This window comes from Brachybacterium sp. FME24, from assembly GCF_014897705.1.
GTDB lineage: Bacteria > Actinomycetota > Actinomycetes > Actinomycetales > Dermabacteraceae > Brachybacterium.
The window spans coordinates 319,536-344,301 of the sequence record NZ_JABUXV010000001.1; the positions used below are offsets into that span (position 1 = coordinate 319,536).

The 24,766-nt window shown below is 70.0% G+C and carries 21 protein-coding genes, 1 tRNA gene and 1 riboswitch; of the genes, 5 read left to right on the forward strand and 17 right to left on the reverse strand.

All coding sequences use genetic code 11. The features are described 5' to 3' along the window. Window positions 1-146 precede the first annotated feature (146 nt). The 7 genes from rplJ to INT51_RS01540 form a co-directional block, all read right to left on the reverse strand. On the reverse strand, window positions 147-662 hold the full coding sequence (gene rplJ / locus INT51_RS01510) for a 50S ribosomal protein L10 (RefSeq protein ID WP_193103419.1): 516 nt from the start codon (window positions 660-662) through the stop codon (window positions 147-149). A gap of 291 nt (window positions 663-953) precedes the next feature. Continuing rightward, window positions 954-1,814, reverse strand: coding sequence for a serine/threonine protein kinase (locus tag INT51_RS01515; RefSeq protein ID WP_193103420.1), 861 nt, complete (start codon window positions 1,812-1,814; stop codon window positions 954-956). Between the two features lie 606 nt (window positions 1,815-2,420). Next, window positions 2,421-3,140 (reverse strand): 50S ribosomal protein L1, encoded by a 720-nt coding sequence (gene rplA, locus INT51_RS01520; protein ID WP_193103421.1) that lies wholly within the window; start codon window positions 3,138-3,140, stop codon window positions 2,421-2,423. A 5-nt stretch (window positions 3,141-3,145) separates the two neighbouring features. Then, window positions 3,146-3,577, reverse strand: a complete 432-nt coding sequence (gene rplK / locus INT51_RS01525; protein WP_096163305.1) for a 50S ribosomal protein L11 — start codon at window positions 3,575-3,577, stop codon at window positions 3,146-3,148. Between the two features lie 191 nt (window positions 3,578-3,768). Beyond that, window positions 3,769-4,758 carry a transcription termination/antitermination protein NusG gene (gene nusG, locus INT51_RS01530; protein ID WP_193103422.1) on the reverse strand — a complete coding sequence of 330 codons (990 nt, stop codon included), beginning with the start codon at window positions 4,756-4,758 and terminating at the stop codon, window positions 3,769-3,771. A gap of 77 nt (window positions 4,759-4,835) precedes the next feature. Beyond that, window positions 4,836-5,108 (reverse strand): preprotein translocase subunit SecE, encoded by a 273-nt coding sequence (gene secE / locus INT51_RS01535; RefSeq protein WP_193103423.1) that lies wholly within the window; start codon window positions 5,106-5,108, stop codon window positions 4,836-4,838. A 63-nt stretch (window positions 5,109-5,171) separates the two neighbouring features. Then, window positions 5,172-5,244: transfer RNA gene (locus INT51_RS01540), tRNA-Trp, on the reverse strand. Between the two features lie 418 nt (window positions 5,245-5,662). Between INT51_RS01540 and INT51_RS01545 the strand changes: the two genes are divergently transcribed. Continuing rightward, window positions 5,663-6,916: a pyridoxal phosphate-dependent aminotransferase gene (locus INT51_RS01545; protein ID WP_193103424.1), complete on the forward strand. Its 1,254-nt coding sequence runs from the start codon at window positions 5,663-5,665 to the stop codon at window positions 6,914-6,916. A gap of 60 nt (window positions 6,917-6,976) precedes the next feature. Beyond that, the gene (locus INT51_RS01550; RefSeq protein WP_370540771.1) at window positions 6,977-8,092 is read left to right on the forward strand and encodes an adenosine deaminase; all 1,116 of its coding nucleotides are present in this window, start codon (window positions 6,977-6,979) and stop codon (window positions 8,090-8,092) included. 102 nt (window positions 8,093-8,194) lie between these two features. Here the strand turns inward: INT51_RS01550 and galK are convergent, their stop codons facing one another. The 4 genes from galK to INT51_RS01570 form a co-directional block, all read right to left on the reverse strand. Then, window positions 8,195-9,463, reverse strand: a complete 1,269-nt coding sequence (gene galK, locus INT51_RS01555) for a galactokinase (protein ID WP_193103426.1) — start codon at window positions 9,461-9,463, stop codon at window positions 8,195-8,197. A gap of 113 nt (window positions 9,464-9,576) precedes the next feature. Next, window positions 9,577-10,662 carry a beta-propeller fold lactonase family protein gene (locus INT51_RS01560; protein ID WP_193103427.1) on the reverse strand — a complete coding sequence of 362 codons (1,086 nt, stop codon included), beginning with the start codon at window positions 10,660-10,662 and terminating at the stop codon, window positions 9,577-9,579. Then, entirely contained in the window at window positions 10,659-12,137 is a 1,479-nt protein-coding gene (locus INT51_RS01565) for a threonine/serine exporter ThrE family protein (protein WP_193103428.1), read from the reverse strand. The genes INT51_RS01560 and INT51_RS01565 overlap by 4 nt, the downstream gene beginning before the upstream one ends. Before the next feature lie 227 nt (window positions 12,138-12,364). Continuing rightward, window positions 12,365-12,655, reverse strand: a complete 291-nt coding sequence (locus INT51_RS01570; RefSeq protein WP_193103429.1) for a DUF3017 domain-containing protein — start codon at window positions 12,653-12,655, stop codon at window positions 12,365-12,367. Between the two features lie 86 nt (window positions 12,656-12,741). On the opposite strand from INT51_RS01570, the gene INT51_RS01575 reads away from it, so the two are divergent. Next, window positions 12,742-14,256 (forward strand): aspartate ammonia-lyase, encoded by a 1,515-nt coding sequence (locus tag INT51_RS01575; protein ID WP_193103430.1) that lies wholly within the window; start codon window positions 12,742-12,744, stop codon window positions 14,254-14,256. 103 nt (window positions 14,257-14,359) lie between these two features. Here INT51_RS01575 and ppk2 read toward each other — a convergent pair whose 3' ends face one another. From ppk2 to purN, 3 genes are all read right to left on the reverse strand, one after another. Beyond that, window positions 14,360-15,265: a polyphosphate kinase 2 gene (gene ppk2 / locus INT51_RS01580; protein ID WP_193103431.1), complete on the reverse strand. Its 906-nt coding sequence runs from the start codon at window positions 15,263-15,265 to the stop codon at window positions 14,360-14,362. Window positions 15,266-15,499: 234 nt separating this feature from the next. Beyond that, entirely contained in the window at window positions 15,500-17,167 is a 1,668-nt protein-coding gene (purH, locus tag INT51_RS01585) for a bifunctional phosphoribosylaminoimidazolecarboxamide formyltransferase/IMP cyclohydrolase (protein WP_193103432.1), read from the reverse strand. A gap of 33 nt (window positions 17,168-17,200) precedes the next feature. Then, a riboswitch (ZMP/ZTP riboswitch) is annotated at window positions 17,201-17,278 on the reverse strand. A 31-nt stretch (window positions 17,279-17,309) separates the two neighbouring features. After that, window positions 17,310-17,882 (reverse strand): phosphoribosylglycinamide formyltransferase, encoded by a 573-nt coding sequence (purN, locus tag INT51_RS01590; RefSeq protein ID WP_193103433.1) that lies wholly within the window; start codon window positions 17,880-17,882, stop codon window positions 17,310-17,312. Window positions 17,883-17,956: 74 nt separating this feature from the next. Between purN and INT51_RS01595 the strand changes: the two genes are divergently transcribed. Next, window positions 17,957-18,382, forward strand: coding sequence for a hypothetical protein (locus INT51_RS01595; RefSeq protein ID WP_193103434.1), 426 nt, complete (start codon window positions 17,957-17,959; stop codon window positions 18,380-18,382). Here INT51_RS01595 and INT51_RS01600 read toward each other — a convergent pair. Continuing rightward, window positions 18,360-19,991, reverse strand: a complete 1,632-nt coding sequence (locus tag INT51_RS01600; RefSeq protein WP_193103435.1) for a DUF6350 family protein — start codon at window positions 19,989-19,991, stop codon at window positions 18,360-18,362. The two genes, INT51_RS01595 and INT51_RS01600, sit on opposite strands and share 23 nt — an antisense overlap. A gap of 174 nt (window positions 19,992-20,165) precedes the next feature. On the opposite strand from INT51_RS01600, the gene INT51_RS01605 reads away from it, so the two are divergent. Beyond that, window positions 20,166-21,479 (forward strand): isochorismate synthase MenF, encoded by a 1,314-nt coding sequence (locus INT51_RS01605; RefSeq protein WP_193103436.1) that lies wholly within the window; start codon window positions 20,166-20,168, stop codon window positions 21,477-21,479. 18 nt (window positions 21,480-21,497) lie between these two features. On the opposite strand, the gene INT51_RS01610 is transcribed toward INT51_RS01605, so the two are convergent. Continuing rightward, window positions 21,498-22,964, reverse strand: coding sequence for a S1C family serine protease (locus tag INT51_RS01610; RefSeq protein ID WP_226831813.1), 1,467 nt, complete (start codon window positions 22,962-22,964; stop codon window positions 21,498-21,500). Between the two features lie 14 nt (window positions 22,965-22,978). Beyond that, window positions 22,979-24,763 (reverse strand): 2-succinyl-5-enolpyruvyl-6-hydroxy-3-cyclohexene-1-carboxylic-acid synthase, encoded by a 1,785-nt coding sequence (menD, locus tag INT51_RS01615; RefSeq protein ID WP_193103437.1) that lies wholly within the window; start codon window positions 24,761-24,763, stop codon window positions 22,979-22,981. Window positions 24,764-24,766 lie beyond the last annotated feature (3 nt).

Genomic DNA, 24,766 nt, shown 5'->3' on the forward strand with positions numbered 1-24,766 from the left:
GCGTTCCTTCCTGTTGGCGGGACCTGCGTCCCTGCGGTATTCGGCGGCGCACTCGCGCCTGGTCGTGCGATCCGGTCACCCGCGATGGGCTTCCGGGGACAGCGCTGAGGCTGTGGCCAAGGGGTGAGCCCGAAGGCTCAGGCCACTCAGGCCTCCTGTTTCGCCCGCAGCGCGTCCACGGTGCGTGCCGCCTTCGACAGCGGCGCCGCAAACGTTGCAGCGGCCTTGGACATCGACGCCTTCATGGTGCCGGCGGCCTTGGCCAGCAGGACCTCGCGGGACTCGAGGTCCGCGAGCTTCTGCACGTCGGCCTTCGAGAGCGCCTTGCCCTCGAAGTAGCCGGCCTTGAGCACGAGCTGCTCGTGAGTCTTGGCGAAGTCACGCAGAGCCTTCGCAGGCCCCACAGGCTCGCCCTTGATGAAGGCGATAGCGGTCGGACCGCTGAGCGTGCCATCAAAAGCGGTGATTCCGGCCTCGCGGGCCGCGATCTCCGTGAGCGTGTTCTTCACCACGGCGTAGGTCGTCTCGGAACCCAGGGAGCGGCGAAGCTCCTTGAGATCCCCCACGCTGAGCCCGCGATACTCGGTGATCACTGCGGCATCGGACTCACGGAACAGATCCGCGAGCTCCGAGACGGCATCCACCTTTTCGGGGTTCGCCATGGCCCTCCTTCCAGAGGTCTCTCGCCGCCGGGTGAAGGCTTCCAGGAACGGAAAAGGCCTCGACACGCAAGTGTCGAGGCCTCAGCTGCACGAACTCCCACGCCACCAGGGCGCCGGCCGGGGCCGGGACGGGTGCAACCGTGCAACGGTCGCTTCTTCACCTGCGCAGGCCATCCCGTACGGGATTTCTTCGATCGCTCTCGGGGTCGAGCGCGACGACCGGCGGTCTTCGGTATCTACAGACTAGACCAGGGCGGCGGCCCCGCGCCACGGTGGAGGCGGCGGTCTGCGTCACACTTCGCGGCGCCGAGCCGCGAACCACGCCCCGACGAGCTCGGCCACGGTCCCGAAGCGCTCCGAGTGGTCCGGCATGGTCGCCCGGGCGACCACCTCGGCGGCGGCCCCTCCCCCGCAGAAGTCTGCGAGGTCCTCGCTCAGAGAAGTCCCGAAATGCTGCATGATCCGGCCGAGGGTGAACACCGTCGTCCGGGCGTCGAGCACCGCCCCGAGTTCGAACTCCTCGGGGGCCATGAACCGGGTCGAGCCGAACATGCGGCCCATGTCGTTGGTGGAGGGACCCCGCCGGTAGGTGTCGAGATCGATCAGCGTCAGCCGCCCGGTGGCCAGGTCCACCATGAGGCAGCCGTCATACAGGTCGCATGCCACCCAGCCGGCGGCCTCGAGCGCCTGATGGGCATCGAGCAGCTGGTCGAGGACCGTCAGGCGCAGAGCCGGCGAGGCGACGGCGAACCGTCGGTACGGTGATCCGGGGTCGCTCCTACGGGCCGAGGGGACGCCGATCAGCTCTCCCGGCGCGCGGTCGTAGACCAGCGCGGGACCGTACGGGGTCTCGATCACGGTGCGAAGGCGCGCGAGGGCAGGATGAGCGGCGCTCCTCGCGATCTCCACGGCGGAGCGCAGCAGCCCGACGCGGCCTGCGTGGTCGAGGTACGGAACGGCGGCGCCGGGCGGAGAAGGCTCGCGCGTACCCGCGGTCTTGACGAAGAGATCGCCATCAGGGGTCGCGACGAGCCAGGAGATGTTCCCGGAATCCTGGGTGCGGTGGTCGTAGCGGGCGAGGACCTCCCCCGCGGCGTGCACGAGCTCCTCCGGATTCCGGTCGCTGCGCGTCATCGAGAGCAGGTCGACCATCGTCCCACCGTACCGGCAGGACCGGCCCGGACCGGTTCCCGCCGCAGAACCCGTGCCAAGGAAGGTCGACGAAGCGCAGCCCGACCCCCGAGCTCGGCAGCGAGCCGAGCCGTCGGCCGAGCGGCGGGCTCAGCGGCGAGCCGAGCCGTCGGCCGAGCGGCGGGCTCAGCGGCGAGCCCAGCGGTGGGCTCAGCCGTCGGCCCAGCGGTGGGCCCAACAACCTCGCCGTTTTTGCGGCCTGAGGACCGATGTCTGCCCCGGCATCGGTCGTGAGGCCGCAGAACTGGGAAGCCGAGCCGTGGGTCCGACGGTGGCGAGCATCGGCCGTCGGCAGGCACCGTACGCCCCGCCCGACGACGGGCACCGCACGTCACCGCACGTGACGGCGCCCCGCCCACCGCGAGGGTGGACGGGGCGCCGGGCAGTGCCGGGTTCTCAGCCGGTTTCGTGCAGGAAATGACCGAGAACCTGACGCAGGCCGAGGTGACCGGGAGGATCAGGCCATGGCGCTCTGCCTGATCTCCTACCGCTCGTACCTCGCAGTACGTCGATCAGGCGATGGCGCTCTGCCTGATCTCCTACCGCTCGTACCTCGCAGTACGTCGATCAGGCCTCGTCGGTCTCCTCGAGGAGATTGCGAGTGCGGTTCACGTCGACCGGGATGCCCGGGCCCATGGTGGTGGACACGGTGATCTTCGAGATGTAGCGGCCCTTCGAGGAGGACGGCTTCAGACGAAGGATCTCGTCGAGCGCGGCGACGTAGTTCTCGACCAGCTGCTGGTCGGTGAAGGAAACCTTCCCGACGATGTAGTGCAGGTTGGCCGCACGGTCGGTGCGGAACTCGATCTTGCCGCCCTTGATCTCGGACACGGCCTTGGCGGTGTCCATGGTGACGGTGCCGGTCTTGGGGTTCGGCATGAGACCCCGGGGACCGAGCACGCGGCCCAGCTTGCCGACCTTGCCCATCAGGTTCGGCGTGGCGACGGCCGAGTCGAAGTCGGTCCAACCGGCGGCGACCTTCTCGATGAGCTCATCGTCGCCGACCTCGTCGGCGCCGGCCTCACGGGCGGCGTCGGCCTGTGCACCGGTCGCGAAGACGATCACGCGAGCGGTCTTGCCGGTGCCGTTGGGGAGGTTGACGGTGCCGCGCACCATCTGATCGGCCTTGCGCGGGTCAACGCCCAGACGCATGGCGATCTCGACGGAGGCGTCGAACTTCGCGGGAGAGCTCTTCTGCGCGAGACGAAGCGCGTCCAGCGGCGCGTACGCCCGGCCCTCTTCGATCTTGGCAGCGCCGTCCTTGTAACTCTTGCTACGGAAACCCATAATCGTCAGCCCTCCACCGTGATGCCCATGGAACGAGCGGTGCCGGCGACGATCTTCGCCGCGGCCTCCATGTCGTTCGCGTTCAGATCAGGCATCTTGGTCTCCGCGATCTCGCGGACCTGAGCCTGGGTGATCTTGCCGACCTTGTCGGTGTGCGGCGTGGCGGAGCCCTTCTGAAGGCCGGCGGCCTTCTTGATGAGCTCGGCGGCCGGCGGCGTCTTGGTGATGAACGTGAACGAACGGTCCTCGTACACGGTGATCTCCACCGGGACGATGTTGCCGCGCTGGTCCGCCGTACGGTCGTTGTACGCCTTGACGAACTCCATCATGTTCACGCCGGCAGCGCCGAGCGCCGGACCCACGGGCGGCGCAGGCGTGGCCTGGCCGGCCTGGATCTGGAGCTTGATGACGCTCGCGATCTTCTTCTTGGGAGCCATTGCTCCTCCTCATTCTGTCGTGGTTCGGGCAGAGCTGCTCATCATGCGCTCCTCCCACTGCTGGACCTCCGCTCGCACGCGGCGAGAACAGGCCCGATGCGACGTTACCTGCACGTCGCGTCGGCGTCGACCGGGATCACGCGTGACCCTGGTCGTATTTTCCCGCGGCCGGGAGCGGCCGCGAGCGCCGATCAGATCTTGGCGACCTGGTCGAAGCCGAGCTCGACCGGGGTCTCACGCCCGAAGATGGACACGAGGACCTGCAGCTTCTGCGACTCCGTGTAGATCTCGGAGATCGAGGCCGGCATGGTCTCGAAGGGGCCGTCCATGACGGTGACGGACTCGCCCACGTGGAAGTCGGGCATCTTCTGGGCGTTCGCCGGCTTGGCCGGGGTGCCGCCGCTGGAACGCTTCTTCTCGGGAAGGCCGACGGAAGGCTCCAGCATGGAGTAGATCTCGTCGAAGTTCAGCGGGGTCGGCTCGGTGGCGTTGCCGACGAATCCGGTGACACCCGGGGTGTCGCGCACGACGCGCCAGGACTCGGTGGTCAGATCCATGCGGACCAGCACGTAGCCGGGGATGCGCACGCGGCGGACAATCTTCTTCTGGCCGTTCTTGACCTCGGTCGCGTCCTCCATCGGGACCTGGACCTCGAAGATGTAATCCTCCATGTCCTGGGTCTCGGTACGCGTCGCGAGCTGCGTCTTCACGCGATTCTCGTGGCCGGAGTAGGAATGGATGACATACCACTCGCCCAGCGCGGAGCGGAGGTGCAGCTTGAGCTGGACCAGCGGATCTTCTTCCTCGTCCTCAGACTGCTCGTCCTCAGATTCCTCGTCCTCAGACTGCTCAGACCCTTCGGCCGACGTCCGCTCTGCGGACCCCTCGGAGCCTTCGCCCTCGGCCGCGTCGTCCTCGACGTCGCCCTCATCGGCGGCTTCGATCGACTCGGCACCCGCATCGCTCTCGGCGGGCACGGCCTCCTCGGCGGCGGCTTCACCCTCGGGGTCCTCGGCCTCGACAGCGGCGGACTCGCTGGACACGTCCTCGGTGCTCAGCACCTCGGGGCCCGCGTCATCGCTCTCGGTCGCTGCGGCCCCGGCCTGCGGGGACGACGAGAACGACAGGGAGTCGTCGACGTCCTGGTAGGAATCTTCGGGGGATGAGGTCTGGTCGCTCATCAGCGGGAACCTGCTTTCGTGACGGCTGTGGACTGATCGGGCACGGTGCGACGGACTTCCTGCGGCGTTGGCCGGGCTCAGAGCCCCGCGCCGGGCTTCGTGAACGCGGTCCGGGACAGCCAGCCGAACGCGGCGTCGAAACCGAAGATCAGCATGATCATCACGATGACGAACACCAGGACCGTGATCGAGTACACGATCAGCTCCTTGCGGGTCGGTACGACGACCTTCTTGAGCTCCGCAAGGACCTGGCGGATGAACAGACCGATGGCCAGGAACGGGTTCTTGGACCCGGAGCCCGGAGCGTCACCCTTGGTGGGCGTCGACGGGGCGTTCTGGCTGGAATTCACGTCTGGCTGTCCGATCTCGTCGAGGTCATCCGCATCCGGTCGGGTAATCCCGAACCGGACCGGCAGGGCAGACAGGGCTCGAACCTGCAACCTGCGGTTTTGGAGACCGCTGCGCTACCAATTGCGCCACTGCCCTTCACGAGGAGAACTCCCCGAGAGGTTGATCCACGTCACCGTACCCGGCGACGCGATTCTGACCAGCGACCAGCATACAAGCCGCAACGAGCTGGTGCGAATCCGCTGGCGGCAGATCACATCACATCGCTGTCGAGGGGAAGGCTACCCCGCGAATGGTCCCGACCGACGGTACTCCCCGTTGCTGTTGGTCGCGCACACGGTCCGCGATGCAGGCCGGACCACCTTGCCAAGACTCGCGACGACGGGCTGGGTTCGACGAGTCGAGTTGTCCGCGCGGTCCCTGCCACGAGCAGCCGTGTCGTCGGTCAGCGGGGTCCTGCCGCCGGTCCGCGTGAGCGCTGCGTCGAGGACATCGGTTCTGCATCAGATCGCCGGGCATCCTGGCAGAGCACGGAGAGCTCTGCCACGATAGGCGGGTGACCACCGACGACATCGCCCCTGCCAGCAGTTCCTCCTCGACCGCTCAGCGCCCTGCGCGATCCCGCATCTCGCAGCGGGTGGGTGCCATCGCGCCCTCCGCGACCCTGGCGGTCGACGCCACGGCGAAGGCCCTGAAGGCGGCCGGACGCCCGGTGATCGGGTTCGGTGCCGGGGAGCCCGACTTCCCGACGCCGCAGCACATCGTCGACGCGGCGATAGCGGCCGCCTCCGTTCCTGCGAACCACCGGTACTCCCCCACCGGCGGTCTGCCGGAGCTGCGCCTGGCTCTCGCCGAGGCGGTGTCCGCGTCGACCTCGTTGACCCTCGAGCCGTCCCAGGTCCTGGTCACCAACGGCGGCAAGCAGGCCGTCTACCAGACCTTCGCGACGCTGCTGGACCCGGGCGACGAGGTGCTGCTGCCGGCTCCTTACTGGACCACCTACCCCGAGGCGATTCGCCTGGCCGGTGCCACGGAGGTCCCGGTGCTCGCCGGAGTCGACCAGGGCTACGTGCCCACCATCGAGCAGCTCGAGGCCGCCCGCACCGAGCGCACCCGCGCGATCGTCGTGTGCTCCCCGTCGAACCCGACCGGTGTGGTGCTGACCGCCGAGCAGCTGCGCGAAGTGGGCCGTTGGGCGCACGAGCACGGACTCTGGGTCGTCACCGACGAGATCTACCAGCACCTCACCTACGACGGAGTGCCGTTCACCTCGATCCTGGCGGAGGTCCCCGAGCTCGCCGAGTCCACGGTGCTGCTCGGCGGGGTCGCGAAGTCCTTCGCCATGACGGGATGGCGGGTGGGCTGGATGGTCGGCCCGAAGGACGTCATCGCTGCGGCGAGCAACCTCCAGTCCCACCTGACCTCGCACGTCAACAACATCGCCCAGCGGGCCGCGATCGCGGCGGTCACCGGGCCCATGGAGCCGGTCGAGGAGATGCGGGTGGCCTTCGACCGCCGCCGCCGCACCATCGTGCAGAAGCTGTCAGCTGTTCCCGGTTTCACGGTGCCCACGCCGACCGGTGCGTTCTACGCGTTCCCGGACGTCTCCGGGGCCCTGGAGCGAGAGATCCGGGGCACGAAGGTCACCACCTCGGTCGAGCTCGCCGCGGTGATCCTGCAGGAGGCCGAGGTCGCCGCAGTCCCGGGCGAGGCCTTCGGCGCTCCCGGGCACCTGCGCTTCTCCTACGCCCTGGACGACGACGAGCTCGCCGAGGGCATCGATCGCGTGGCTGCTCTGCTGTCCGAGTGATGCGGACCGGATGACCAGCCGAGAAACCCGGCACCGGCGCACCACGCGGCGGGCACGGCGATGACGATGGCGGGCCGTCAGGACGCGGTCGGCACACAGGACGGGGCGGGCAGTTCGAACGCGCCTGCCACCGCGCAGAACGTGCCCTCCGCTCGGGGCAGGGATCTCGCCACGCTGCCGAAAGCGCACCTGCACCTTCATTTCACGGGTTCGATGCGCCCGTCGACCCTGAGGGAGCTGGCCGATGAGCGCGGCATCAGGCTGCCCCGATCCCTGACCGACGACGTCGCCCTGCAGGTAAAGCCGACCCGTCGCGGCTGGTTCCGCTTCCAGCGCCAGTACGATGCGGCGCGAGCGGTCGTCGACTCCGAGGGGGCGATGCGTCGCCTCATCGACGAGGCCGCGAGGGACGACGCCGCAGAGGGCTCGGGCAGGCTCGAGCTCCAGGTCGACCCGACCAGCTACGCACCGTTCGTCGGTGGTCTCACCCCGGCGATCGAGATCGTGCTGGACCAGGCCGCGCTCTCCGCACAGGCCAGCGGCGTGAGCATCGGCATCGTCATCGCCGCCTCCCGCACCCGGCACCCCCTCGACGCCCGCACCCTCGCACGGCTCGCCGCGCGTCACGTGGGCCCGGTGATCGGTTTCGGGCTCTCGAACGACGAGCGGCGCGGAACGACCGCGGACTACGCGTCGGCGTTCCGGATAGCCCGCGAGGCCGGACTGCTGTCCGTACCCCACGGCGGGGAGCTGCTGGGCCCCTCCCACGTGAAGGACGTCGTCGACCACCTGGCACCGAACCGACTCGGCCATGGGGTGCGATCCGCAGATGACCCCGACCTGCTGGCGCGCATCGTCGATGCAGGGATCGGGCTCGAGGTGTGCCCGGCCTCGAACGCCTCGCTCGGCGTGGTCGCGGAGGCCACCGACGTGCCGCTGCGCCAGCTGGTGGACTCCGGCGCGCAGATCGCGCTCGGCGCCGACGACCCTCTGCTGTTCGGTTCACGTCTGGTGGACCAGTACGAGACGGCGCGCAGCATCGGCTTCACCGATGCCGAGCTGGCCGACCTCGCAGCGTCCTCGATCAGGATCTCCGCCGCGGACGACGCCACCACGCAACGCCTGCTGGCCGGGGTGCGCGACTGGCTCGCCGCCCCCGTTCCGGCGTCGTCCTGAGCACCGCTGACGAGCAGCTGCTCCCCCGTGAGCACGCTCCGAGACGCACCGGCGGACCGGCGACCTTCGCAGCGTGCAGCGCGCATCGTGCGAGGAACCGACTCAGCGGTCCTGGCCGGCACCTTCGGACGGCAGAGCGAGGAAGAACTCCGGCGCGCTGAAGCCGTGCTCGACGAAGGCCGAGGCGATCGCTGCGGCAACGGGCTGCGCCTGCTCCGCCTCGACCAGGGCGATCGTGGATCCCCCGAAACCGCCACCGGTCATGCGAGCACCGTGGGCTCCTGCCGCACGGGCGGCATCGACAGCCACGTCCAGCTGGGCGACGGTCACCTCGTAGTCATCGCGCAGCGAATCGTGGGAAGCGTCGAGCAGGGCGCCGAGCTCGGTGACGTGCTCACGTACGGTGCCCGAGGCCAGCAGCGCGTCGACATCCTTCACGCGCTGGATCTCGGTGAGCACATGACGGGCCCGACGGCGCACCACCTCGTCATCGATGCCTGCCAGCAGCTCCTGCAGCTGTGCGACGTCCGCATCACGGAGCGTGTCCACTCCGAGCAGCTCGGCGGCGCGCTCGCTGTCCGCCCGTCGGGCCGTGTACTCGCCGTCGACATGGGAGTGCTCGGCGCGGGTGTCGGTGATCAGCAGCGCGAGGCCCTGCGAAGCCAGGTCCCACGGGACCGGGCGGGTCGAGAAATCACGGCAGTCCAGGAACAGGGCGTGGCCGGCACGGGAGAGCACCGAGGCGGACTGGTCCAGGCCTCCGGTGGACGCGCCGGCGAAATCGGTCTCCGCCGTGATCGCGGCCTGCACCCGCTGCAGCGGCTCGGTCCCCAGTGACAGCAGGGCATCGATGGCCTCCGCGGCCGAGCACTCCAGCGCGGCGGAGCTGGACAGGCCCGCACCGAGAGGCACCTGACCGTCGATCATGATGTCCATGCCCTGGGTGCTGGCCCCGGAGATGTGGGGGCGCAGGGCCCACAGCACACCGGCCACGTAGGCGGGCCACCCTTCGACGGCGCCGGGTTCGAGCTCGCGGGCATCGAGATCCAGGATCAGGTCGTCCTGAGCGGAGCGCAGGCGCAGGCGGTCGGTGGGCGTGCGCGCGGCCGCGGCGAAGCAGCGATGCGAGATGGCCATCGGCAGGCAGAGGCCGTCCTGGTAATCGACGTGCTCACCGATGATGTTCACGCGACCGGGCGCGGACCACACCCCGTCGGGCGCGTAGCCGAAAGCCTCGACGAACAGTGCTTCGGCATGCGCTGCGGCCTCGCCGCGATCCGGTGCGGCGGAGAGCGTCACTGCGGGGGGCTCTGCGACCGTGATGCCGGAGTGTCGGGCGTCAGCGGCGCCGGCGTCTGCGGCAGTGGTCATGGTGTTCCTTCCGAACAGTCGAGGGCCGGGGCACGGGGCAGGGCCCCGTGGCAACCTCCGGCACGGCGTCCGAAAGTCTAGCCGTCACCCGGACAAGAGTCCCACGACGTCTGTTAGGGGCGCACCGCGAGGCAGGACACCGACGGAGCCGGGATCGGCTCGGCGGCGTGGGCGAGCTCCGTCCCGCGCAGACGCAGCACGTCGATCCGGTCCCCCTCCTGCGCGGCCACCAGCACCAGATCGCCCAGAAGGGTGAAGTGCCGTGGATGCGCACCCACCGCGATCTCGCTGACGAGCTGGGGACGCATCAGGTCCAGCGACAGCGCGGAGAGCGTGTCCGGTCCTCGATTGGCGACCAGCAGCACCGATTCGTCGGCCGAGAGCTCGAGGTGGGAGAGGGCGTTGTCCCCCTCCCGAGCGCTCGCCGGGATCATCGAGCGCACGCTCCAGCTGTGCGAGGCAGTGCCGAGGACCGAGGGCGCTGCGCTCTCGGGCGTCGCCGGGCGGCGCACCGCGGTCGCGATCATGCCGGAGAGCTCGCAGGAGATGTGCAGCTGCTCGGACTCATGATCGGGGGCGAGGTGCCGGGGACCGCTGCCACGGCTGAGGGGGATCTCGCCGGCGAGGCCCATCTGTCCCGCGGCGTCCTGGCGGTAGAGGAACACCCGGTCCAGGCCGAGATCCGGCACGGCCAGGAGTTCGGTACCGGGCAGCTGCCGCACCTGGTGCGGATGCGACTCCTCGCCGTCGGCGCGGTCATGATGGTCATCGACGTCGATGAGCTCCGCAGGCAGACCTGCGGCGTCCAGGAGCACGGTCTCGACCGTGCCGGATCCGTAGTCGGCGACCAGGAGGGTCGAGGGGCTGCGGCCCAGGGCCAGGTGACAGCCTCCTGATCCTTCCAGCTCGAGATCGGCGACGAGCTCGGCCGAGGTGCCGTCGTGGCCGACGCGCACGGCGACCACGCGGGTCGGTCTGGTCTCCAGCACGGCGTACAGCAGCGAACCGTCGGGGCTCCAGAGCACGAAGGAGGGGTCCGGGAGGTCCACCGTCGCCCGCCGCTGCACCGTGAGAGCCGACGCTCCGTCCGCCGCAGCGGCTTCGGGATCGCTCGTCACCTGAAGCAGCTCCAGGCCCGGACCGCGGCCGGAACCGCTGCGCGAATAGCCGCCGACGGCGATCAGTGCGGGTGTGCTCATGGTGTCTCCTCGGGGTCCGTGTGCCGCCCCGGGGCGTCCGACGGGGAATCGAGATCCTCCAGGTCGTCGAACATCGCGGGAGACAACGCTGTCATCTCGCCCGTCATCGTAGACGGCTCGACCATCTGCGCGCCGTCACGATGGCGGAAGCTGCGCGAGCCCAGTGTGAGCCGGCGGCGGCGCAGCGTGGTGAACGGCGAGGAGATGCTCGGCGTGTAGGCGATGCCGCTGCGACGGAAGTACGGCAGGATCCGGGAGGCCAGCAGCTGACCGGCCACGGCCCCGGCGGCGATACCGACCGCGATCTCCCCCGCCCCGAACATCTCGGATGCGCCGGTGGTCACGTCGGCGCTCAGGCCCAGCAGGGCGCGGTAGATGAGGCTGCCCGGGACCAGCGGGATGATCCCACCCATCACGAACAGCAGCGTCGGAGCGCGCAGGCGGTCGCCGAGGACCACCGCGGCGATACCGGTGAACACGGCTGCGATCGTCACGGCGTACACCCGGTCCAGGAACAGCCCGGTGAGCACGTGGGAGATCACGGCGGAGAAGGCCGCCACCAGCGCGATCCACGGCAGCTTCCGCCACTGGACCTGCGTGCCCACACCGTAGCCGAGCCCCATGCCGATCCCGGCGACCACCACCCAGACCACGGTGACCAGGGAGATCGGGATCGAGGCACCCACAGAGATGTCGGCACCGAGAACCTCGGCCAGCAGGATGCCGCCGCGCACGCCGGCCACGATGCCGACCGTGAGCATCAGGGTCTCCAGGATGCGGCCGGCGGCGGTCACGTACCAGCCGGTGACGGCGTCCTGCACGGCACCGATCGAGGACAGCCCGGCGAGCTGCACGATGATGCAGGAGACGACCACGATCGACGAGCTCACCGTCGGATTGATCAGGTCCACCAGCACCGCTGCCCCCACGGCGAGGAACCCGCCGATCGCCTGCCCGTAGAAGGGCGGGATATGCATTCGAGCCAGGAACTCGCCGGCCGCGATCAGCAGTCCGGCGGCGAGCGTCGCCGCGACCACGATGAGGGTGCCGCCGCCGAAGCTGAGCGCTGCGGCGCCTCCCATCACGGCGAACCCGGAGACCACCAGGGGAAGCTTGTAGGCGGGAGCGGCCAGCGGGATCGCCGCGGCATTGCGTCGGGCCTCCTCGAGCGTCAGCTCGCCGGAGATGTAGCCATGGGTGGTGTCCTCGAAGGCCTCGAGGCGCGCGAAGTCGTGGGCCCGGGAGTTGGCCGAGCGGACCCTGGTGAACGGTGTCGAGGATTCATCGGCGAGGTAGGAGATGGTGACCTCGTCGAAGGTCACCTGCACCGACACATTTCGCAGGCCGGAGGAGCTCGTCACGCGAAGGATCGTCGCGGTCACCTCGGAGGCCGCGGCCCCGTTCGAGAGCAGACCTTCGCCGATCCTCATCGCAAGGTCGAAGATGGCATGGAGCCGGACGGAATCGGTGGGCACGAGACTGATGGTGCCACAGAGATGGCCGCGGAAAACACCTCTGCGACCTCCGCGCTCGTCACACTGACCAGGGTGCCCCGGAGGCCCCGATCGAGGGCATCACCCGCGTCGGCGCAGGTCCTGCAGGACGGCCTGCTCGACCCCGACGCGCGCCGTCCTGACGTCCCTGAGCGAGGGCCGTGCGCTCCTGCTCGCCCCGTGACCGGTAGGCGGTGCGAGCTGAGCTGTCAGAGGTTCGGCGACACCGAGAGGACCGCGATACCGATCGCGAGCAGGGCGAGCACGCCGACGTCGAGACCCCGCGAGCGCACCGCGAGCGCCCCGACGGCGCGAACCGGCAGCACGGCCCGCAGCAGCGCCAGCACGCCCAGCAGGATCGCGAGCATTCCGCCGGCCAGCGGCGCACCCACGAATATCCCGACCAGGACGATCCCCGCGAGGACCGGCAGGGACAGGATGAGCACCGACTGCCGGCGGCAGGCGGCACTCAGGGTGAAGGGTGATCGATCGACTCGCACGGGACCATGCTACGGCTCCTTCCCGGATACCCTGGCGGTGATCGGCAACGCCGTCGATCACCGCCCGACCTGGAGGACTCCTCACCATGACAAGCCCCGGTTCGACGCCTGAGACCGCGACCCGCTCGGAGCACGATCTGCTCGGCGATCGCGAGGTCCCCGCCGACGCCTACTACGGCATCCAGACCCTGCGCGCGCAGGAGAACTTCCACATCACCGATGTGCCGCTGAGCCACTTCCCGCGGCTGATCGAAGCGCTCGCTCAGGTCAAGCGGGCCACGGCGCGCGCCAACCACCGCCTCGGCACGCTCGACGACGAGCGGGCCGCCGCGATCGAGCAGGCCTGCGCCGAGATCGCCGGGGGCGATCTCCACGAGCACTTCGTGGTGGACATGATCCAGGGTGGCGCCGGGACCAGCACGAACATGAATGCCAACGAGGTGATCGCCAACCGCGGTCTGGAGATCCTGGGCCGGAGCAGGGGCGAGTACGACCACCTGCATCCGAACAACCATGTCAACCTCTCCCAGTCCACGAACGACGTGTACCCCACGGCGGTGCGGCTGGCGATGATGTTGACGTTCCCGGCGCTGGCCGAGGCGATGGACCACCTGATCACGACGCTGCGGACGAAGGGGGAAGAGTTCTCCGGCGTGCTGAAGATGGGACGCACCCAGATGCAGGACGCGGTCCCGATGACCGTCGGCCAGGAGTTCAATGCCTGGGCCACCACGATCGAGGAGGACGTCCAGCGCCTCACCCGCACCGCCACCGTCTTCCAGGAGATCAACCTCGGGGCGACCGCGATCGGCACCGGCATCACCACGGACCCGCAGTACGCGCAGATGGCCACCCAGGAGCTCGCCGATCTCACCGGGATCCCCTTCGTCGTCTCCGCCGACCTGGTGGAGGCCACCAGCGACACCGGCGCGTTCGTGACCTTCTCCGGGATCCTCAAGCGCATCGCCGTGAAGATCTCGAAGATCTGCAACGATCTGCGGCTGCTGTCCTCCGGGCCGCGCGCCGGCTTCCACGAGCTCAACCTCCCCTCCGTCCAGCCGGGCAGCTCGATCATGCCGGGAAAGGTGAACCCGGTGATCCCGGAGGTCGTGAACCAGGTCGCCTTCGAGGTGATCGGCAACGACCTCACGGTGACCTTCGCCGCGGAGGGCGGCCAGCTCCAGCTGAACGCCTTCGAGCCGGTGATCTGCTTCAACATCCTGGAGTCCACGCGCATCATGACGCGGGCCATGAACACCTTGGCGGACCGCTGCATCGCCGGGATCACGATCAACGAGGACACTCTCGAGGACAACCTGCGCCGGGCGATCGGCGTGGTCACCGCGCTGGTACCGGTGATCGGGTACGCCGCCGCCACGGACGTGGCCTCGGCCGCCCTGGAGACCGACAGGCCGGTCGCCGATCTGGTGCTCGAACGTGGGCTGATCGACGAGCGCCGGCTGAAGGCGCTGCTCTCTCCCGCCTCGATGACCAGCCCGCACCGGACCACCGCCACCGGCACCATCTCGGCGCTGACCGACCCGGACCTGGACTCCGGGGAGATCACCCGCCTGCCCCTGGAACCCCATACCGTCGACTGAGGCTGATGCCGACGCAGGTCGCCCCCGCCTCGTCCTTCCGGGACGGTGCGGGGGCGACGTTCTCTCAGAGGCGGCCCGAAGGGCGAGGGCGGGATTCCTCAGCTCATTCGTCGGCCTCTTCCATCTTGCCGCGCATCACGAGCTTCGGATCCGGCCGGCCGATGACCTCGTGGTCCTTGTCCTCGTACTCGAACTGCGAGAGGAAGTAGCGCATCGCGTTCAGGCGAGCGCGCTTCTTGTCGTTGGACCGGATGATGGTCCACGGCGCGTACTTCTTGTCCGTGCGCCGGAACATCTCCTCCTTGGCCTGCGTGTATGCCTCCCAGCGGTCCAGGGATTCGAGGTCCATCGGGGACAGCTTCCAGCGGCGCACGGGGTCCAGCTGACGAATCGCGAATCGCGTGCGCTGCTCCTTCTGGGACACGGAGAACCAGAACTTGGTGACGAAGATGCCGGAATCCACGAGCATGCGCTCGAAGTACGGCACCTGGTTCATGAAGGTCTCGTACTCCTCGGGCGAGGCGAAGCCCATGACTCTCTCGACGCCGGCCCGGTTGTACCAGGAGCGGTCGAACAGCACCATCTCCCCCTCGGTGGGCAGGTGCCGGATGTAGCGCTGGAAATACCACTGACCACGCTCGCGGTCACTGGGCTTGTTCAGGGCGACGACCCGCGCGGTGCGGGGATTCAGATGCTCCGTGAAGCGCTTGATGGTGCCGCCCTTGCCGGCTGCGTCCCGCCCCTCGAAGATGATGATCGACTTCTGGTCGTTGTCCTCGAGCCAGTACTGGTACTTCAGCAGCTCGACCTGGAGCTTGTACTTCTCGCGCTCGTACTCGTCGCGATCCATGCGGTTGTCGTACGGGTACCCCTCCTGCCAGGTATAGACGGGGTTGCCCTGAGGGTCGATGAGATCCGGATCCGGGGTGTGCCCGTCCGCGACCGAATAGCCCTCCTCGCGCAGATGCTCGATGTATTCGCGCAGGCTCTGGTTGTCGGGGATCTTCACGGCCACTCCTTCGGCGTCACGCTGGTGTATGCCTCAACTCTAGAGGGCTTGGTTGTCGCTCCGGTGAACAGATCCGGGGAGAACCGCGACGATGCGCGCGGAACCGCCCGGGAACAGGTGGTACGGAGAGCACCCCGGGCCCTCCTTCGCGGCACGCGGTGGGCGAGCGGCACGCGGTGGGAGAGCGGCCCCTCGGTTCCGACCGCTGTCCCCGGCGGGCGGAACCGAGCGGACTCAGTGCGAGAAGTGACGGGTGCCGGTGAGGTAGAGGGTCGCTCCGGCGGCGCGGCAGGCCTCGATGACCTGGTCGTCGCGGATGGAGCCGCCGGGCTGGACGATCGCCCGCACCCCGGCGTCGAGCAGGATCTGCGCGCCGTCGGCGAAGGGGAAGAAGGCGTCCGACGCCGCGACCGCGCCGCGGGCTCGCTCCGGGGCAGCCTCTCCGTCGGCGTGCTCGCCGAGGCTGTTCGCCCGGGAGACGGCGAGGCGGCAGGAGTCCAGGCGGTTGACCTGGCCCATCCCGATGCCCACTGCGGCACCGTCGGCCGCCAGCAGGATCGCGTTGGACTTCACCGCGCGCACGGAGCGCCAGGCGAAGGCGAGATCCGAGAGAGTCGCTTCGTCGGCGGCCTCTCCGGCGGCCAGGGTCCAGCTCGTGGGGTCATCGCCCTCGGCGTCGATCGCGTCGGCGTCCTGGACGAGCATGCCGCCCCAGATCTCGCGCATCTCGACCTCACGGGAGTACTCGCCCTCCAGGCGCAGGATCCGCAGGTTCTTCTTGGTGCGCAGCAGCTCGAGCGCCTCGTCCTCATAGGCGGGGGCCAGGATGACCTCGGTGAAGATCGGCTTGACCTGCTGGGCCATGGCGAGGCTGACGGTGCGGTTCGTGGCGATCACGCCGCCGTAGGCGGAGAGCGGATCGGTGCCGTGGGCGTGCAGGTGGGCGAGCGCGATGTCCTCGTCCTCACCGGCGACCGCGATCCCGCAGGGGTTGTTGTGCTTGACGACCGCGACGCAGGGGAGCTCGTGGTCGTGGGCGGCGCGCACTGCGGCATCGGCGTCCACGTAGTTGTTGTAGCTCATCGCCTTGCCGCCGAGCTGCTCGGCACCGGCGATGCCGGGCACCTCAGGGTCGGTGACGGCCAGGCGGGCGCGCTGATGGGGGTTCTCGCCGTACCGCAGCGTGGCGGTGAAGCCGAGCTGGGCGGCCTCCTCCTCGCTGAGGTCCAGGACGTTCAGGGCTTCTTCGTCGTCCGCCTCGTCGCCAGCTTCGTCCTCGCCCCCTTCGCCCTCCGTGACCTCGGGGAGCTGGTCGAGCATCCAATCGCTGATCGCGTCGTCGTATTCGGCGGTGCGGGTGAAGGCGATGGTGGCGAGCTCCTGGCGCTCGGCCAGGGTGAATCCGCCTGCCCCGGCGGCCTCGGCGGCCGTGCCGTAGACCTCCGGGTCCACCACCACGGCGACCGAGGCGAAGTTCTTCGCGGCGCCGCGCACCATGGAGGGGCCGCCGATGTCGATCTTCTCGATGATCTCGTCGAAGGTGCCGCCGGCGGCGACGGTCTCGCTGAACGGGTAGAGGTTCACCACGACCAGGTCGAAGGGGGCGATGTCGTGTCCGGCCAGCTGCTCACGATGGGACTGAAGCCGCTGATCGGCGAGGAGCCCGGCGTGCACGCGCGGATGCAGGGTCTTCACGCGACCGTCGAGCATCTCGGGGAACCCGGTCACGGTCTCGACGTCGGTGACATCGATGCCGGCTTCCCGGATCGTCGAGCCGGTCGAACCGGTCGAGACGATCTCGGCGCCGTTCTCGGCGAGCGCGCGGGCGAGCTCGACGATGCCGGTCTTGTCGAAGACGGAGATGAGGGCGCGGCGGATCGGGCGGCGCTGGGTGGTGTTCACGGGGGCGTGCTCCTGTTCGGATCGGGTCCTTGCAGCGGGCACCCAGGCGGTCGATGCGCGCGTTCTCCACTCCCCGGTGGTCCCCCACCTTCGCCAGTCGTGTGGGTCCACTGTAGCCGGGCCGCGGCGCGGAGCGCCCGGCTCAGCGGATGGTCGTGAGCTTCCGGACCACGTCGACCAGCAGCGGCTGCTCCACGCTCTTGATGCGCTCGTGCAGGGTGTCCTCCGTGTCCTCGTCCAGGACCTCTACGGCGACCTGCGCGAGGATGCGCCCGGTGTCCACCCCGGCGTCGACCTCGATCACGCTCACCCCGGTGATCTTCACCCCGTGGGCGAGGGCGTCCTGCACCCCGTGGGCGCCCGGGAAGGACGGCAGCAGAGCGGGATGGGTGTTGATGATGCGGCCCCCGAAGGCGTCCAGCACCTGGGGTCCGACGAGCTTCATGAATCCGGCGAGCACCACGAGCTGCGGATCCAGAGCGCGCACGGCGGCGACGAGAGCCCGGTCCCAGGCGGCGCGGTCGGGATGGTCGGCCAGGCGCACCACCTCGGTGGGGATCCCGGCTGAGCGCGCGTGGTCGAGGCCCGTGGCGTCGCGGTCCGCGATCACCCCTACCACGACGTAGGGGCACTCGGGCTCTCGTGCCGCGCTCAGCAGAGCAGCGAGGTTGGAACCGGTGCCGGAGATGAGGACGACGATGGGGGTGCGGGTCACCGGGCCAGGGTAGCCGGAGTCCGCGCGGCCGGTGCAGTCTGCGCAGTCCAGCTGGACCGGGCACAATAGGATCGATGAGCAGCGAACACGACGGAGATCAGGACGAGCGCCCCGGGAACGAGGGCGCAGCACGCCACCGTCGCGTGCTGGGCGGATTGATGCTGACGATGCTCGCGTCCTGGCTGCTGCTGCTCGCCCCGCTGCCGTTCTCGCTGGCCGCCGGAGTGACGGGACTGGCCGCACTGGTGCTGCTGATCCTGCTCGCGGTGCAGTCCTTCCGTCAGGGGCGTCGCGTCACGGCTGTCCTGGCGGTGCTGGTGGGGGTTCCTGCCACGCTGATGATCGTGGCGGGCTCACTGCTCTCCCTGCTGTTCTACGGTCCGTTGGCGGAGATCGAGCAGTGCCGCTCCACGGCGATCACCGAGCAGGCCCGCGTGCTGTGCGATGCGCAGGCGCAGGATTCCACAGCCAGCTGGATCAGCTCCCTGCTGGGCGGCTGACGCCGCCTGTCTCCCCCGTCTCGGCCGCCTCGACGGCGGCCGTGTCGGGCATCTCGTCCGCGGCATGACCAGGCTCGCGGTCCGTCTCCAGCACGTCACCGTCGAGGACATCACGCTCCTCGTCCTGCACGGTCGCCTCGGTGTGGTCGCCGGTTCCGTCGCCGTCCGGGGATCCCACGGCAGCCTCTGCCCCTTCATCACCGATGACTCCGTCAGCTTCGTCAGCTCCGTCGCTGGACGAGGCTGACGCTCCGGCTGGCGCACCTTCCTCGGGCTTCTCGGCGCGCTCGGGCTTCTCGGGGCGCGCAGACTTCTCGGCGTTCTCGGCGTTCTCGGCGTTCTCGGCGTTCTCGGCGTTCTCGACCTTCTCGCGCAGGGACGCGATCTTCGCTCGCGTCCACGGGACCAGAGGGGTCGCGAGGACCGTGATCACCAGGCCGGTGGCGATCACGACGATGCCCGCCAGAGGCAGCACGAGGGAGCCCATCTGCGGGCCGAGATGGACGAGACGGCCATCGCCGATACCGCCGGTGGACAGGCCCGCCACCAGCAGCACACCGACGATCACGGCCACCGGGTACGCGATCCACGCGGTCACCTGGTCTCGTCGTTCGAGGTTCTCGACCCCGCGCACCAGGCGCACCGCGCCGAGTGCGACCGGGGCCGCCGGCAGCACGAGCAGGAGCCACGCCCACCAGGGGAAGACTCCGGGCCCGGGGAAGGCACCCAGCAGCGGCAGCGCGGGCAGCACACCCGTCTCCGCTCCCCCCAGGGAGACCCCGGTGGACGTTCCCACCCCGACAGTGCCGCCGACGACGACCACGAGCGCCCACACGGCCAGCAGCGGCAGCAGCGCCAGTTGGACGAGAGTGAGCACGAGCGCGCCGACGACACCGGGATCCAGCGAGTCGAACAAGGACGACTGCTCGGGCAGCGATGCCAGCAGCATCACCACGGTCACGAGCATCCCGACGCTGAGCAGACCGATCAGGGCGATGAACGCGGAGCGGGCGGTCTCCCCGTACGGGGAGGGAAGCAGTTCGAGCACTCGCACGCCGGGCACGGTGCTCGTCGCCTCGCGGCGCAACGACCACAGGATCCCCATCAGCCCGCCCAGCACGGCGACCATCGCTCCGGAGACCAGCGCGGAGGTGACCACGGGGGCGGTGGCGGCGCTGCGCCCGATACCGGCGAGGATCCCCACCCCGAACGCATAGACCACGGCGTAGGCCCCCAGGGCGCCACCGGCGTCCCGGAGCGCACGGGCACGCAGGACGCCGTCGTCACGGACCAGGCGCAGCGCCCGACCCACGCGTCGCATGCCGAAGGCCGAGGCGAGCAGGAGCAGACCCAGCAGGCCGAACGGGGTCAGGGTGACGGCGCCGTCGATGATGCCGGTGCTCAGGACGATGCCGCCGCCATGGCCGAGGACCAGGACGTTCACGGCGATGATGATCGCGTCCAGCGCCGTGGCCGTCGAGCGCGTCCCGGCGACCTGAGCGGCCAGCGCCGGCACCACCACCAGGGCGAGCGCAGTGCCCAGGGAGAGCGCTGCGGCGAGCGCTCCCCGGACCAGGGGGGTCGCGATGCTGTCGCCGGTGCTGCTCACGAACTGCTCCTTGGGCGGGTCACGACGGGGGGAAGCGGAGCCGCAGGCGTCTCCGGCGACCTCACGGGTGGGGTCGCCGGTCCATGGTCGCACCTCGGCGCGGCGCTCTCGTGCATCCCGGAACGGGACGCGGGTCACGGCGCGTGGCTGCTCCGGTGACGCATAATGACACGGATGTCCGCCCCGAATCTGAGCCCTGAGGCCGCCGCGAGTCCGGCGACCCTGGTCGTGCGCACCCTGCGTCTCGACGAATCCGTCGATCTCCCCGGCCATATCCCCCTCGGGGTGAGCGCGGCCTGGTTGCGCCATGGGCAGGGCATGGTGGCGCTCGGCGCCGCATGGACCGTGCAGACCGCCGGGCCGCACCGGTTCGCCGCCGCCAGCGCCGCGTTCCGAGCCCTCGCCGCCCGCGCGCGGGTCGATGACGAGGTGCGCACCCGCACCAGCGGGCTGATCGGCCTGGGCAGCTTCTCCTACGCCGATGCGTCCGCCCGCTCCTCGCGGCTAGTGGTGCCGCGCGCCCTCCTCGGCGTGCACGACGGGGAATCGTTCCTGACCGTCGTCGGCGTCGACGAGGAGCCGGTGGTGCCGACGTCCTGGCGGGACCTGTTCCCCTCCACCCCGGTCATGCCCGGCGGGTCGGAGGAGCTGGAAATCGAGGCGGACCACACCCCCGACGAGTACCAGGCGCTGGTTCATCAGGCGGTCGCAGAGATCCGGGAGGGTCGCGCGGAGAAGGTGGTGCTCTCCGAACGCACCGCTGTCCGCTCCGAGAACCGCATCGAGCCGGCGGTGCTGCTGGCCCGCCTGGCCCATGACTACCCCAGCACCTGGGTGTATCACCTCGACGACGTGATCGGGGCCAGCCCCGAGATGCTCGCCCAGACCGAGAACAGCCGGCTGTTCTCACGGGTCCTCGCCGGCACCCGACCGGTGGCCGATGACGGAGAGCTCGACGAGGTCGACCGTCGCGTCTTCCGCTCCGACGCCAAGGAGCTGTCCGAGCACGCCTTCGCCGTGGATTCCGTGGTGGAGAGGCTGGAGGGACTGGCCCAGGACATCGACGTCTCCCCCGAGCCCTTCGTACTGCGCCTGCCGGGCCTGGAGCATCTGGCGTCCGACGTCTCCGCGCGTCTGCTCCACGGCGTGACCAGTCTTGACGTCGCCTCGCGACTGCATCCGTCGGCCGCCGTCTCGGGAACACCCCGGGAATCGGCCGACGAGATCATCGCCCGCCTGGAACCGCACGACCGGGGCGGCTACGCCGCGCCGGTGGGCTGGATGGACGCCCAGGGTGACGGGCAGTGGGCGATCGCTCTGCGGATGGCTCACCTGACTGCGGACAAGGCGGTGACGCTGCAGGCCGGCGGCGGTCTCGTCGCCGCATCGGACCCGGTCTCCGAGCATGCCGAGGCGCTCGCGAAGTGCCGGCCCATGCTGCGGGCCCTGCGGGGCGAGCCCGAGGAGCCGCCGACAGGGCTGGTCTGACCACCACGTCCTGCGCGCTCAGGAGGGCCGGGCTCCCAGGGTGATCTCGATGCTCTGCACGTCCTGGTCGCGCACCACGGTCAACGTGTGGTCGGACTCGACCGCGAGACCGCGCACGATGCCTGTCAGCGCCGCCGCACCGCCGACGGGGGACTCATCGACCGCGGTGATCAGATCTCCTTCTCGCAATCCGGCCTCCGCTGCGGGACTGTCCGGTTCGATGCTGACCACCTCGGCGCCGTGGTGGGCGACGTCCCCGATGGTCGTCGTCCCGTCACTGCTGGTGACACCCACGAACGCGTGATCGACGGTGCCGTCCTCCTGGAGCTGGTCGGCGATCAGGGATGCGGTGTTCGAGGGGATCGCGAATCCCAGGCCGATGCTGCCGGCCTGCCCGGAGCTGCCCGGGATCCCGGCGATCGACGAGTTGATCCCGACCACCTGGCCGGCGGCGTCGACCAGCGGTCCACCGGAGTTGCCGGGGTTGATCGCGGCATCGGTCTGGATCGCCGAGGTGTAGGTGGTGTCCGAGCCGCTCGGATCCTCGCCCGTGGCCGTCACCGGCCGGTCCACGGCGGAGATGATGCCGGTGGTGACGGTGTTCTCGAGCCCCAGCGGGGTGCCGAGCGCCATCACGGGCTGTCCCACGGCGACGGTCGTGGAATCCGCGAAGGTCGCGGGCTGGATCCCCTCGGGCGGGGAGTCCAGGCGGATCACGGCAAGATCCGTGGTGGCGTCGGTGCCGATCACGGACGCGGCATAGCTCAGCCCGTCGCTCATCGTGACCTGCACAGCCTGCGCGCCGTCGACGACATGATTGTTGGTGAGGATGGAACCCTGCTCGTCGAGGATCACCCCGGTGCCCTGGCTGGTGCCGGAACCGGCGGAGACCTGGATCGCGACGGCACTCGGCGCGACCTGCTCGGCGACCGTGGCCCAGTCCGGGTCGTCGACGGTGGACACCGAAGCAGGGCTGGCGGTGGCGCCGCTGGCAGGGGTGCTGGGTGTGGCGGTGGTGGCCTGCGGCTCCACGAGCTGGTCATAGGCGACGACGCCGCCCAGGGTGACCCCGCTGGAGACGAGCATGCCGAGCGCGATCAGCCCGGTCACTCCACCCCAGCCGGGGCCGCGGCGCGGAGGCGCCGTGGCCATCGGGGCCCCCTCTCCGGTGGCGCCGAAGGGATCCGAGTACGCCGGGGGGCCCGAAGAGGCCGCAGGGCCCGAGGGCGCCGGAGTGCCCGAGGACGCCGGCGACTCCGAAGGGGGCTGCGCGGCGGAGTACGTCGGGGAGCCCGAGTACATCGGGGAGTCCGGGTAGGGCGAGGAGAAGGCTGCGGGCTCGGGACCCTCCTGCGAGGGGCTCCACGGCTCCGGCGAGGACGGGCCCGGGTCGCCGTACCCGAAGTACGGGCCGCTGGGCTCCGGCGGAGGGCTCTGGCCGTCCGGCATCTCGTATCGTTCGTGCGCGTCCTTCATATCCGCCATGGGAACACCTCCGTTTACGGGGTCGCCGAGTGAGTGCTGGATCCTTCATGCACAATCAACACCCTCAGCCCGAGTCCGCGCTGTGCCAGAGCTGTGCTGAGCCTGTCGGCCGTGACGACCCGGGCCGGTGCGCCCAAGGCGGTGGCAGCGGCGGCGATATCGGTGCCATGAGGGGTGGTGAAGAACCGTCGCAGGAGCCCAGGGGGCGCTGCAGCGTGCTCGAGTCCGGAGAAGATGCGCCCTCCACCGTCGTCCACGATGACCACGTCGAGGTCCGGTGTCTGTTCCTCGGGACCGATGATCAGCCCCGTGAGGTCGTGGAGGGCAGTGAGGTCCCCCACCAGGAGGCGCACGCGACCAGGCTCCGCCGCAGCGGCAGAGCCTGCATCTGTATCAGTGCCCACGCCCGCGCTCGCTCCAGTGACCTCTGTCAGCGCCTGGTGGGCGAGCGCGATCCCGCCCGCCATGGCGGTGGTGCCGTCGATGCCGGCCAGTCCCCGGTTGGCGATCACGCGCCCGCGCGCAGGCCCAGCATGCTGCTCGAGGTCGCGCACCAGGCTCGAGGAGCCCAGCACCAGGATGTCCGCCGTGTCCGTCGCGTCCCAGACGGCGAGTGCCGCCTGCTGCTGCCAGTTCTGCGGCACCTGCGCGCTGACCTCGGCCGCGGTGCGCTGCCAGTGCTCGAGGCGGTCGCGGCGCCGCGAGAGCTCGGCCTCATCGGCCTCGTCCTGCCCGGTCACGGCCGGAACGACGAGACTCGCACGTCGCGCGGCGTCGGCCCAGTCCAGATGCGGGTCGACCACGATCACCTCGACGTCGTCGGCCCCCAGGAGTGCACCGACCACACTGCGCGAGAGCGTCGGATGGCCCAGCACGATCGCGCGCTCCGGGCGCAGCGGGTGCTCGCGATCAGCCATGACCTGAGCGAGCAGCGCAGGGTATCCCGGCACGAGCGACGGCCCGCCACGGGCACCGGAGCTCGGCTCGGCCAGCAGCGGCAGCGAGTGCTGTTCGGCGAGTTCTCGGGCGGCTGGGCCCGCGCCGTCCCCGGCGACGACGACGGTGCGCGAGGAGACCGGGACCGGCTGCGGTGCAGGCGGCACCGGTCGCGCCCGGCGGGTGAGCACGATGGGTGCCTGATCCTGGCGGGGATGGGGTTCGGTCGGCGCTCGGGGCACCAGCGGGTCGCGGAAGGCGAGGTTCAGGTGCACCGGGCCCGGATGCTCTCCCGTCGCGGAGGCCAGGGCGCGGGCGAGCGTGGACACCGCAGTACGCAGCTCGACCGTGGTGGCGCAGGGCGCGGTGGGCGCGGGCAGGTCCGCGTCGAAGCGGAGCAGGGAGGGGAACATCCCCGGCTGGCGCGTGGTCTGGTTCGCGCCGACGTCACGCAGCTCGGCGGGCCTGTCCGCGGTGAGGACGAGCAGCGGGATCCTGGAGTGATGGGCCTCCATCACGGCCGCGTGCAGATGGGCGGTCGCCGTACCCGAGGTGGTCGCGACCACGCCAGGATGCTCCGGGTCGTGCCGGGACAGCCCGAGGGCGGTGTAGGCGGCGGCGCGCTCGTCGATCCGCACGTGAGCGCGGATACGGCCGGCGACCTGCGACGCGGAGAGACCATAGACCAGCGGCGCGGACCGCGATCCAGGGGCGAGAACGGCATCGGTGACCCCGAGTTCCGCCAGGGCGCACCAGATCGCGACAGCCTGATCGACCGCCCCGGATCCCGTAGGTTCGGGCGGGACGACCCCCGCGGACGGGGAAGCCCCGACGGGTGGGGCGGTCAGTGCGCTCTGGTGCATACG